This window comes from Sinorhizobium sp. 7-81 (genome assembly GCF_030124405.1).
Classification (GTDB): domain Bacteria; phylum Pseudomonadota; class Alphaproteobacteria; order Rhizobiales; family Rhizobiaceae; genus Sinorhizobium; species Sinorhizobium psoraleae.
The window spans coordinates 398,434-409,308 of record NZ_JASKLT010000005.1 but is presented as its reverse complement, the minus strand read 5'-3'; the positions used below and the strand labels follow the sequence as shown (position 1 = coordinate 409,308).

Sequence of the window (10,875 nt, the reverse complement as noted above, 5' to 3'; positions counted from 1 at the left end):
CGGCCAGGCGATCGACATCCGGGCCGACGTCGTTTCCGAGAACGGCCGCACCTCGATCCCGACGCTGGAGGCGAAGGTCGGCGACAACCGGCTGACCGGAGCGCTCGACCTGACGCCCGACTTCAGGCCAAACGGATCGGTCGACTTCAACGTGCCCGATCTCGGCCTTCTGGCGGCGATAGCCGGCCAGAGGGCATCCGGCGATGTCGCCGGTTCGGCGACGATCAGGACTGCGAACGGCGTCACCTCCGTTTCGCTCAAGGCGAGCGGCAGCGGTATCAAGCGTGATGCCCTGACGATCGCCAAACCCGTCGCGGACATCAGCATCGCAGACGTCGCCGCGCTCGCGATCAGAGGCAGCGTCAGGGCGGAAAGCATCGCGCAAGGGCAGAACCGCGTTTCCGGCCTCAATCTCGCTTTCGAGCAGCAGGGGGACAGGACGGGCTTCTCGATCGACGGCAAATATGACGGCGGACCGCTCGCGGCAAAGGGCGACCTTTCCAGCAGCGGTGGCCGCACGGAAGTCCGTCTTGCTTCCTTCTCGGCGACGCCGAAGCAAATTCCCTTGAAACTCGCCAAACCGACGGTCGTGGCGATCGACGATACCATCGTGCGTCTCAAGGACCTCGTCATCCAGGCGTCGAGGGGCACCATCACGGTCACCGGCACGGCGGGGGAAAAGCTCGATCTCTCGGCGCGACTGAATGCTATGCCCGCCGCTCTTATCAACAGTTTCGCGCCTACCGTCGGTGCGGAAGGCACGGTCGCCGGCACGGTCGACATCGACGGAACTCCGGCTGCGCCGGTGGTCGCATACGATCTCAGGTGGAGCGGCGCTTCCGTGGCGCAGGTGCGTTCGGCGGGCGTCGGCGCGGTCGACATTACCGCGAAGGGCCGGCTCGCCGACAATCGCGTCACGCTTGACGCTGTATTGTCGGGCGCTTCCGGGCTTTCCATCAGGGGCGGCGGAACCGTCGAGCTTGGCGGCAACATGCCGCTTTCGATGAAATTCTCGGGCAACGTCCCCTTCGCGCTGCTTGCCAATCTCATGGCAGAAAACGGCTTTACGCTTACCGGCTCCGCGACCGTCGATCTCTCGCTTTCCGGCTCGGCGAAGGCGCCGCAAATAAGCGGTACGATCAGGACCGCCGGCGGCCGACTGGTCGACGTGCGGCGCAATCTCGCCTTCAACGACCTGGCAGCAAATGTCACGCTCGACGGCAGGCAGGCGACGATTTCGAGGCTTTCCACCAATCTCGCCACCGGCGGCTCGATCGAGGCAAGCGGGACCATCGGGATCGCAGCCGACTCCGGTTTCCCCGCGGATCTGAGAATTCGGCTCAACAATGCGAGCTATGTCGACGGCACGCTCTTCACCGCAAATCTTGCCGGCGATCTGACGCTGAAAGGTCCGCTCGTCGCCACACCGGTGCTCGGCGGCCGGCTGACCGTCCGCCGCGCGGCAATCACCGTTCCTGAAAAATTGCCCACCTCTCTATCCGAGATCGATATCCAGCACAGGAATGCGCCGGCCAGAGTGCGGCAGATGGCAAGGGACGTGCGCAGAGATCCCTCGGCGGGCGTCGGAGCCCAGGCCCGCGGCATCATCGCCTTCGATCTCGCCGTCAGTTCCCCGGGACAGTTCTTCGTGCGCGGGCGCGGCATCGACGCGGAGCTCGGCGGCGACCTGACGATCCGCGGCACCGCCGTCCGGCCGATCGTTTCCGGTGGGTTCGACATGCGGCGCGGACGCCTCGAGATTCTCGCCAAGCGACTGACCTTCACCAACGGCCGGATCAGCTTCGGCGGCGACCTGATCCCCATCCTCGACCTCGACGCCACGTCTACCGCCGGTTCGACGACCATCACCGTCAATGTCGCCGGGCCTGCCAACAATCCGCAGGTGACGTTCTCCTCCTCCCCGGCACTGCCCCAGGACGAGATCCTGGCGCGGCTCATCTTCAACCGGTCGCTTTCCAACCTGTCGGCATTCCAGATCGCCCAGCTCGCCTCGGCCGTCAGCCAGCTCGCCGGCGGTGGCTCGACGTCCGTGCTCGACGGTCTGCGCAACAAGCTCGGCGTTGACGATCTCGACATAACGACCGACGAGAGCGGCGGCGCGCAGGTGCGCGCCGGCAAATACCTGAACGACCGGACCTACCTCGAATTGCAGCAAGGCGAGGACGCGGGCTCCAGCAAGGCCGTGATCAATCTCGATGTGGGACGGGGTGTAAAGCTGAAGGGCGAAGCCGCCGGTGACGGCTCCGCTGCCGGCGGCATCTTCTTCGAGAGGGAATATTAGACGAAGCCAGGATATTCCGCGGTTGGCTTACCTGGTTTTGCTCCCCCTCTCGACAAGGCGGAGCGTGGACAAGGAGCGATGCCGTCATCGGTCAAGCGGCATTTCGGTCGACCCCGAACACGTCCAAGATCTCGCTGTCCTCAATGCCGGTGAACAGCGCCCAGATGTGCCCGAATGGGTCGATGAGCGCGCCGACCCGATCTCCCGTCGGCAGCGTTTCGGCGGCATTGCGCAGGCTCGCACCGGCACCGATCGCCCGTCCGAGCACGCGATCCACGTCGTCGACGTGCAACTCGAGGATCGCCGCCGTCGTCCCAAGCGCATGCGGCGACCGCGGGCCGCCAAGCCGCGGCTCGGCATCCCGACGCGGATTGGCGCCAGCCACCCGGAAGATGGAATCGCCGATGCAAAGGTCGGCACTCGTCAGGATGCCACTCCACTCATGACGCTGGAGAAGCTCGGCGCCGAAGACGTCACGGTAGAAGGCGATCGCCCGTTCCTCGTCCCCATGTCTGACGAACAGCTTTATGCAAATCTGCCGCGCCGGGCCGCCATTATACGTGGCCATGACAACCTCCCTGGACCGATGAACGTGATCATTTCCAATGAATGAGAACGGGCTGCGGGCGGACGCCGCGCACTTTCCTCATGCTTCGCTTTTTGCTGAGGTGGAACATCTTACAAGGGAATTGGAACAAATCAAGAACAAAAATCATCTCGCGCCCGCGAAAGACGGACAGCGCCGACGGTTGCGCGACAGCGATGTGACATGACGCTGCAGCACTTTGAATCGCTGCATGCTACGATGTAAGGAAACATGCAGCGGCGTCAGAATGTCCCGCTCATCTTGCTGGTCTTCAGAAGGATATTGGTCTCGGTCACGGTGATGCCGTCGATGAGCCGAATGCGCCTGAGCGTCTCGTCGAAGCTGACGAGGTCGCGATCCTCGAGTTCTGCGATGAAATCCCACCGCCCGTTGGTGCTGTGCAGCGCCCTTACCTGCGGCAAGCCGCGCAATTGACCTGCAACGCGGTCGGCCATCTTGCCGTGAACTTCGATCATGACGACGGCGCGCACGCCGGACGCCGGAATTTCCGAACCGGTCCGGATCGTGAAGGCCGCGATCGTTCCGTTTGCCACCAGCCGATCGATACGCGCGGCAACGGTCGCGCGCGAAACGCCCGTCATCGCCGAAAGCGTCGAAACCGGTGTGCGCGCATTCTGTCTGAGCGCGCTGATGAGGGCTTGATCAAGATCGTCCATGATTCGCAAGTTGACAAATTCGGCTTACCAATATGCCGATATTAGCCTTCCAATCGACAGTTTTCCATCTTTTTGCTGTCATGCCTTTTGACGATAATCCGCCTCATTCTCGCGGGACTCAGAGGAAGGAAAAGGGCGGAAATGAAGACCATCACCTTGATCGGCGCACCCATCGAAGAAGGCTCCGGACGGCGCGGCGCGGCCATGGGGCCGACGGCACTGAGGATCGCCGGCATCGATACGGTTCTGGCCGAACTCGGCCATACGGTTCATGACGAAGGCGACGTCCGGCCGTTGCCCGCCCGTGACCTCGCCCATCATCCGCAAGCCAACAATCTGCAGATGGTTGGCGCCTTCGCCCGCGCGCTGAACGATGCCGTGCACGACGCCGCGCGCAAGGGCCATGTTCCGATCATTCTCGGCGGCGACCATGCGCTTTCCATGGGCAGCGTCTCGGGCATGGCACGCCACGCCGATGACGTCGGCCGGCCGCTCTTCGTCCTCTGGCTCGACGCGCATGCCGATTTCAACTCGCCGACTACTTCGCCCTCCGGCAACATGCATGGCATGCCCGTCGCCTTCTTCTGCGGCGAGGCCGAATTCGCACCGATCCTCGCCAGCGATCGGCCGCTGGTCGACCCGAAGAGGGTCTATCAGATCGGCATCCGTTCGGTCGATGCCCGCGAGCGCGAGGAAATCGCCGAGCACGGCGTCAACGTCTACGACATGCGCACCGTCGACGAGATGGGCATGGCTCACATCATGCGCCAGATCCTCGATGAGGTTCGCGCCGTCAACGGCCTGCTGCATGTGAGCCTCGATGTCGATTTCATGGATCCGGAAATTGCCCCCGGTGTCGGCACCACCGTTCCGGGCGGAGCGACGTTCCGTGAGGCCCACCTCATCATGGAGATGCTCTGCGACAGCGACCTTGTCTCGTCGCTCGACGTCGTCGAGCTCAATCCCTTCCTCGACGACCGCGGCAAGAGCGCCCGCATCCTGGTCGAGTTGACGGCAAGCCTCTTCGGCCGCCGCATTCTGGACCGGCCGACCCGCAGCGCCTGAAAGTAACGCAGATATGCCGGCGACGCGCGCATTTACCCCGTGAGGAGCGCGGCGCCAGGATACGAACCGGAGGATCATTTATGACGACAACCGCGGCCCTGATTGAAACCGAATACCGGCTGGGCGCCCACAACTACAAGCCGCTCGATGTCGTGCTTTCGCGCGGCGAAGGCGTCTATGTCTGGGATATGGAAGGCAATCGCTATCTTGACTGCCTGTCCGCCTATTCCGCCGTCAACCAGGGCCATTGTCATCCCAAGATCTTCAAGGCGATGATTGAGCAGGCGCAGAAGTTGACGCTGACATCGCGCGCCTTCCGCAACGACCAGCTCGCGCATTTCTACGAGGAGATCGCGGCACTCACCGGCTCACACAAGGTGCTGCCGATGAACTCCGGCGCTGAAGCGGTCGAGACCGCCATCAAGGCCGTGCGCAAATGGGGATACGAGGTCAAAGGCGTCGCCGAAGACAAGGCCGAGATCCTCGTCTGCTCGAACAATTTCCATGGCCGCACCATGGGCATCGTCGGCTTTTCGACCGATCCGGACGCGCGCACCGGCTTCGGGCCCTTCGCGCCGGGCTTCAAGGTCGTTCCCTTCGGAGACATCGACGCGTTCCGCGAAGCGATCACCGAGAACACGGTCGCTTTCCTCGTCGAGCCTATCCAGGGCGAGGCCGGCGTGATCGTGCCGCCTGCGGGATATTTTGCCGGCATCCGCGAGCTCTGCACGAAGTATGGCATCACGCTCATTCTCGACGAAATCCAGACAGGGCTCGGGCGCACGGGCAAGCTGCTTGCGGAAGAGCATGAAGGCATCGAGGCCGACGTGACGCTGATCGGCAAGGCGCTGTCGGGCGGCTTCTACCCGGTCTCCGCCGTGCTTTCGAATTCGGAAGTGCTGGGCGTTCTGAAGCCCGGCCAGCACGGTTCGACCTTCGGCGGCAATCCGCTCGCCTGTGCGATCGCCAGGGCGGCGCTGAAAGCGCTCACCGAAGAGGGCATGATCGAGAATTCCGCCCGCATGGGCGAGCGCTTCCAGACCGGCCTGCGGGATATCCGCTCCAACATCATCAAGGACGTCCGCGGCCGCGGTCTCATGCTCGCGGTCGAACTCGTTCCGGAAGCCGGCGGCGCCCGGAAATATTGCGAGGCGCTCAAGGCACGCGGCATCCTCGCCAAGGACACCCATGGCGACACGATCCGTATCGCTCCGCCGCTGGTGATCACCGAAGACCAGGTCGATTGGGCGGTCGAACATTTCGCCGCCGTGCTCGCTTCCGCCTGATACCTTTCGCGATCCGCCTGCTGCATGCAACGTGCTACAGCGTCCTTTGCGCGTCCGATATGATGCGGGATGCTGTAGTACGGAGGCGGATCGCCGTCGCAAAGCAAGTCTTAACGAATCCCGGCCTAGATTAGCCCCAAAGCGCAAGGCGGGGTTCCTCCGCGCATGATGCGGCTTGCGCCGCGCCGAATGTCGTCGGCGGATCTAATGACACTTCCTGATTGTACGGGAAACTGCGCTTGCCTGCAGCATCCGCAGGGGGCGTCGCGAGTTGGCGGTGTCGCGCCTCACGGGCGTCGATCGGAAAGCTGAGGGACCTTCGATGACAGGTACATTGAGAACTGCCGGATTTGACGGCGAAACGCTGGAAATCATAGCGTTCCGCCTTCACGATCAGGAATTTTGCGTCAAAACCACGACGATCCGCGAGATCCGCGGCTGGGCGCCGTCGACGCCTATTCCGCATTCGCCGCCGGAGGTGATCGGCGTGATGAACCTGCGCGGCACGGTGATCCCGATCATCGATCTCGCCCACAAGCTCGGAATGAAATCGACCGTCGCCAACGAGCGCAGCGCTATCGTCGTCGCGGAAGTACACAACATGGTCATCGGCCTCGTCGTCGATCGCGTCTCCGACATTCTCACGGTGCAGGGCAGCCAGGTGCAGCCTGTGCCGGAAGTGACAGCCTCCTTCGACAAGAGTTTTGCGGAAGGCATCATCGCCAACGAATCGGGCATGATCTGCTTCCTCAATCTTTCCCGCATGTTCAAGGAACGGGACGTGGAAGAACTCGCCGCCTGAACATCGGTCGAAGCTGAATCGGACAAGGCCGTTTTGCCCGCCGGCAAAACGGCTTTTTCTATTCGCCGGACGAGGGCTCAGCTTCGGCGCCGCTTCCGGCCGATCGGTCGCCGCCTCCCCTCGACTGTTCCCGAAATTGGATCTTGCCAAAAGGCGCGAGCAAGATGCTCGATAGCCACCCTCGCCCTGTTGCGAAGGGATGTTACGCGGCTTCCGGGCGCTTGATTTTCGAAGCCGCCTCGATCACCAGCGGGCTCAGCCCTTCGCCACCATGATCGATGTGCTCGAAGAGCTTGCGGCGCATGCGCGGCTCCCAAAATTTGTTGATATGGGTCGCAACGCCCTCCGCTGCTTCCGCCGCCGGTTGGCTCTTGAAGAACGTGGCGATCTGGTTGGCCATGTAGATGAGCTTGGCATTGGTATCAGGCGACATCGGCAACAGCTCCGGAATGTATGCGTGCGGCATGGGTGAAAATTTCGAATTCGTCGCCGCGCACGAGCGCGATAAGCGTCATGCCCGCCTCCTCGGCCGTGCGGATGGCGAGCGCCGTCGGCGCCGATATTGCAATGATCACCGGGCTCCCGATAATCGCAGTCTTCTGAACCATCTCGACCGATACACGCGAGGTGACGACGACGGCGCCCTCGGCACTCTTGAAGCCGGCACGCGCCGCCGCGCCGACGAGCTTGTCGAGCGCATTGTGGCGTCCGACATCCTCGCGGACCGCGATCAGCCCCTTTCCCGGCACGTAAAACGCTGCTCCATGCACGGCGCGCGTCTCGAAATGCAGCGGCTGCTGACCGTTCAGAAGCGCAACGGCCTTGACGACGTCCGCCTGCGAAAGCCTGAGCGTGGCCCCGGAGACGTCCGGGGTGTGGCGGACAGCCTGCTCGATCGATTCGATGCCGCAAAGACCGCAGCCGACCGGACCGGCCATGTGGCGGCGACGCTGGCGCAGCATTTCGTTCTCTTCGTCCTTGAGCGTGACCTGCAGGTCGATGCCCCGGTCCTCGGTCACGACATCGACGGTCTCGATCTGGTCCGGATCGGTGACGATGCCTTCGGTCAGGCTAAATCCAACGGCAAAATCCTCGAAATCGCCGGGTGTCGCCATCATCACCGCGTGAGTCGAGCCACCATAGGTGAACGCGATCGGCGTCTCCTCGGGCACCACCCGTGACCCGGCGACAAGCGTGCCGGCGCGGCGCGCGGATTCGGAGACCTTAACGCTTGTCTTGAAACCGGTCATGCGCCGTGCTCCCGCACTCTCCTACTCTGCCGCCTCCAGCTTGCCGCTGATGCGGCGCGACTGCCGGGCCTGCTCGTCGTAGTCGCGCTGCCAGTCGGACGGGCCGTTCGAGGGCGAGACCTGCACGGCGGTCACCTTGTATTCCGGGCAGTTGGTTGCCCAGTCGGAGAAGTCCGTCGTGATGACGTTGGCCTGCGTCGTCGGGTGATGGAAGGTGGTGTAGACCACACCCGGTGCGACGCGGTCAGTGATCAGTGCCCTGAGCGTCGTCTCACCTGCACGGCTGGCAAGCCTGATCCAGTCGCCGTCGCGGATGCCGCGCTGCTCGGCATCGTGCGGATGGACTTCCAACCGGTCCTCGGCGTGCCAGACGACGTTCTCGGTACGCCGCGTCTGGGCGCCGACATTGTACTGGCTGAGGATGCGGCCGGTCGTCAGCAAGAGCGGGAAGCGCGGGCCGGTCTTCTCGTCGGTTGCCACATATTCGGTGCGGATGAACTTGCCCTTGCCGCGCACGAAACCGTCGACATGCATGATCGGCGAGCCTTCGGGGTGCTTCTCGTTGCACGGCCACTGCACCGAGCCCATCTTGTCGAGATAGTCGTAGGAGACCAGCGCGAAGCTCGGTGTCGTCGCGGCGATCTCATCCATGATCTCGGACGGATGGCGATAATTCCAGTTGAGCCCCATCGCCTGGGCGAGCTTCTGCGTCACCTCCCAGTCGGCATAGCCGTTCTTGGGCGTCATGACCCGGCGAACGCGGTTGATGCGCCGCTCGGCGTTGGTGAAGGTGCCATCCTTTTCGAGGAAGGTCGAGCCGGGCAGGAAGACATGAGCGTAGTTGGCCGTCTCGTTGAGGAACAGGTCGTGCACGACGACGCATTCCATCGCGGCGAGCCCGGCGGCAACATGCTTGGTATCCGGATCCGACTGCAGGATGTCCTCGCCCTGGATGTAGAGAGCCTTGAAAGTGCCCTCCACTGCGGCATCGAGCATGTTGGGAATGCGAAGACCCGGCTCGTTGTTGAGCGCCACGCCCCAGAGCTTTTCGAAAGTCTCGCGCGTCGCATCGTCGGAAATGTGCCGGTAGCCGGGCAGTTCATGTGGGAACGAGCCCATATCGCACGAGCCCTGCACGTTGTTCTGGCCGCGCAGCGGATTGACGCCCACGCCCGGCCGCCCGATGTTGCCGGTGACCATCGCCAGGTTCGCGATCGCCATCACCGTCGTAGAGCCTTGGCTGTGTTCGGTGACGCCGAGCCCGTAGTAAATCGCGCCGTTGCCGCCGGTGGCGTAGAGACGGGCGGCGCCGCGGAGCAGCTCCGCCGGAACGCCGGTGTAGGCTTCTGTCGCTTCCGGGCTGTGGTAGGGTTCGGAGACGAAGGCTGCCCAGTCCTCGAATTCCGACCAGTCGCAGCGCTCGCGAATGAAGGCTTCGTTGGCGAGCCCCTCCGTGACGATGACATGCGCCAGCGCTGTCAGGATGGCGACGTTGGTGCCGGGCTTCAACGGCAGATGATAGGACGCCTCGACATGGGCCGAGCGCACGAGATCGATCCGACGCGGATCGATGACGATCAGCTTGGCGCCCTCACGCAACCGCTTCTTCAACCGCGAGGCGAAGACCGGGTGACCGTCTGTCGGATTGGCGCCGATGATGACGGCGACGTCCGTGTGCTCGACGCTGTCGAAATCCTGCGTGCCCGCCGAGGTTCCGAACGCCTGGCCGAGGCCATAGCCGGTCGGCGAATGGCAGACGCGGGCGCAGGTGTCGACATTGTTGTTGCCGAAGCCGGCGCGCACCAGCTTCTGCACCAGATAAGTCTCCTCATTGGTGCAGCGCGACGAGGTGATACCGCCGACGGAATCGCGGCCGTACTGGTACTGGATACGGCGGAACTCGGAGGCGACATGCGCGAAAGCCTCTTCCCAGGTGACCTCACGCCAGGGATCGGTGATCTTCTCGCGGATCATCGGATTGAGGATGCGGTCCTTATGGCTCGAGTAGCCATAGGCGAAACGTCCCTTGACGCAGGAATGGCCCCGGTTTGCCTGGCCGTCCTTCCACGGCACCATGCGTACCAGTTCCTCGCCGCGCATTTCCGCCTTGAAGGAACAGCCGACGCCGCAATAGGCGCAGGTGGTCACGACCGAGTGCTCCGGCTGGCCGATCTCGATCACCGACTTCTCGGTGAGCGTCGCCGTCGGGCAGGCCTGGACGCAGGCGCCGCAGGAAACGCATTCGGACGAAACGAAATCCTCGTTCATGCCGGCCGCAACGCGCGAATCGAAGCCGCGTCCGCCGATCGTCAGCGCAAAGGTGCCCTGCACCTCCTCGCAGGCGCGAACACAGCGCGAGCAGACGATGCACTTGGCGGGATCATAGGTGAAATACGGATTCGAATCGTCCTTCGGCTCCCATTTGAGGTTGATCTCGTCGCCATTGTTGCGCGCCTTGACGTGATTGGAACCGTCATAGCCATAGCGCACGTCGCGCAGGCCCACGGCACCCGCCATGTCCTGCAGTTCGCAATCGCCGTTGGCAGCGCAGGTCAGGCAGTCGAGCGGGTGGTCGGAGATATAGAGCTCCATCACACCGCGTCGGACATCCTTCAATCGCGGCGTCTGCGTCGAAACCACGATCCCCGGCGCCACCGGCGTCGTACAGGAGGCCGGCATGCCGGCGCGTCCCTGGATTTCCACGAGACAGAGGCGGCAGGAGCCGAAAGCGTCCATCATGTCGGAGGCGCAGAGCTTAGGCACCTCGACGCCCGCTTCCATCGCCGCCCGCATGATCGACGTGCCTTCCGGCACGGTGATCTCGCGCCCGTCGATGGTGAGCGTCACCAGCTTTTCGGACGTGGAAACAGGAGTGCCGTAGTCGATTTCACGAATGAGAGACATTAA

Annotated in this window: 10 protein-coding genes; 5 read left to right on the top strand and 5 right to left on the bottom strand. The window is 63.3% G+C overall.

Annotated elements, in window-relative coordinates; translation table 11 throughout:
* Nucleotides 1-2,302 (top strand): translocation/assembly module TamB domain-containing protein (locus tag QN224_RS19835; RefSeq protein WP_283978043.1); only part of this gene is annotated, 2,302 nt, incomplete at its 5' end.
* A gap of 91 nt (nucleotides 2,303-2,393) precedes the next feature.
* Here QN224_RS19835 and QN224_RS19830 read toward each other — a convergent pair.
* Complete coding sequence (locus tag QN224_RS19830; protein ID WP_283978042.1) at nucleotides 2,394-2,870, bottom strand: VOC family protein; 477 nt, start codon at nucleotides 2,868-2,870, stop codon at nucleotides 2,394-2,396.
* A 37-nt stretch (nucleotides 2,871-2,907) separates the two neighbouring features.
* On the opposite strand from QN224_RS19830, the gene QN224_RS19825 reads away from it, so the two are divergent.
* Complete coding sequence (locus QN224_RS19825) at nucleotides 2,908-3,075, top strand: hypothetical protein (protein ID WP_283978041.1); 168 nt, start codon at nucleotides 2,908-2,910, stop codon at nucleotides 3,073-3,075.
* A gap of 55 nt (nucleotides 3,076-3,130) precedes the next feature.
* Here the strand turns inward: QN224_RS19825 and QN224_RS19820 are convergent, their stop codons facing one another.
* Entirely contained in the window at nucleotides 3,131-3,565 is a 435-nt protein-coding gene (locus tag QN224_RS19820; protein ID WP_173508879.1) for an Lrp/AsnC family transcriptional regulator, read from the bottom strand.
* Between the two features lie 141 nt (nucleotides 3,566-3,706).
* On the opposite strand from QN224_RS19820, the gene rocF reads away from it, so the two are divergent.
* From rocF to QN224_RS19805, 3 genes are all read left to right on the top strand, one after another.
* Entirely contained in the window at nucleotides 3,707-4,630 is a 924-nt protein-coding gene (rocF, locus tag QN224_RS19815; RefSeq protein ID WP_269280846.1) for an arginase, read from the top strand.
* An 80-nt stretch (nucleotides 4,631-4,710) separates the two neighbouring features.
* A complete protein-coding gene (rocD, locus tag QN224_RS19810; protein ID WP_283978040.1) occupies nucleotides 4,711-5,916 on the top strand; it encodes an ornithine--oxo-acid transaminase in 1,206 nt (401 codons plus the stop codon).
* 322 nt (nucleotides 5,917-6,238) lie between these two features.
* The gene (locus QN224_RS19805) at nucleotides 6,239-6,718 is read left to right on the top strand and encodes a chemotaxis protein CheW (protein ID WP_283978039.1); all 480 of its coding nucleotides are present in this window, start codon (nucleotides 6,239-6,241) and stop codon (nucleotides 6,716-6,718) included.
* A gap of 202 nt (nucleotides 6,719-6,920) precedes the next feature.
* Here the strand turns inward: QN224_RS19805 and QN224_RS19800 are convergent, their stop codons facing one another.
* The 3 genes from QN224_RS19800 to fdhF are packed head-to-tail and all read right to left on the bottom strand — an operon-like array spanning nucleotide 6,921 to nucleotide 10,872.
* Nucleotides 6,921-7,151 carry a formate dehydrogenase subunit delta gene (locus QN224_RS19800; protein WP_269280837.1) on the bottom strand — a complete coding sequence of 77 codons (231 nt, stop codon included), beginning with the start codon at nucleotides 7,149-7,151 and terminating at the stop codon, nucleotides 6,921-6,923.
* A complete protein-coding gene (gene fdhD, locus QN224_RS19795; RefSeq protein WP_283978038.1) occupies nucleotides 7,141-7,968 on the bottom strand; it encodes a formate dehydrogenase accessory sulfurtransferase FdhD in 828 nt (275 codons plus the stop codon). The genes QN224_RS19800 and fdhD overlap by 11 nt, the downstream gene beginning before the upstream one ends.
* 21 nt (nucleotides 7,969-7,989) lie before the next feature.
* Nucleotides 7,990-10,872, bottom strand: a complete 2,883-nt coding sequence (gene fdhF, locus QN224_RS19790; RefSeq protein ID WP_283978037.1) for a formate dehydrogenase subunit alpha — start codon at nucleotides 10,870-10,872, stop codon at nucleotides 7,990-7,992.
* Between the last annotated feature and the right edge of the window lie 3 nt (nucleotides 10,873-10,875).

What these genes read in the sequence shown, in the direction of transcription:
- fdhF (WP_283978037.1), bottom strand. Translation starts at nt 10,872, where the DNA reads ATGTCTCTCATTCGTGAAATCGACTACGGCACTCCTGTTTCCACGTCC.
- QN224_RS19805 (WP_283978039.1), top strand. Translation starts at nt 6,239, where the DNA reads ATGACAGGTACATTGAGAACTGCCGGATTTGACGGCGAAACGCTGGAA.
- rocF (WP_269280846.1), top strand. Translation starts at nt 3,707, where the DNA reads ATGAAGACCATCACCTTGATCGGCGCACCCATCGAAGAAGGCTCCGGA.
- rocD (WP_283978040.1), top strand. Translation starts at nt 4,711, where the DNA reads ATGACGACAACCGCGGCCCTGATTGAAACCGAATACCGGCTGGGCGCC.
- QN224_RS19825 (WP_283978041.1), top strand. Translation starts at nt 2,908, where the DNA reads ATGAATGAGAACGGGCTGCGGGCGGACGCCGCGCACTTTCCTCATGCT.
- QN224_RS19820 (WP_173508879.1), bottom strand. Translation starts at nt 3,565, where the DNA reads ATGGACGATCTTGATCAAGCCCTCATCAGCGCGCTCAGACAGAATGCG.
- QN224_RS19800 (WP_269280837.1), bottom strand. Translation starts at nt 7,151, where the DNA reads ATGTCGCCTGATACCAATGCCAAGCTCATCTACATGGCCAACCAGATC.
- QN224_RS19830 (WP_283978042.1), bottom strand. Translation starts at nt 2,870, where the DNA reads ATGGCCACGTATAATGGCGGCCCGGCGCGGCAGATTTGCATAAAGCTG.
- fdhD (WP_283978038.1), bottom strand. Translation starts at nt 7,968, where the DNA reads ATGACCGGTTTCAAGACAAGCGTTAAGGTCTCCGAATCCGCGCGCCGC.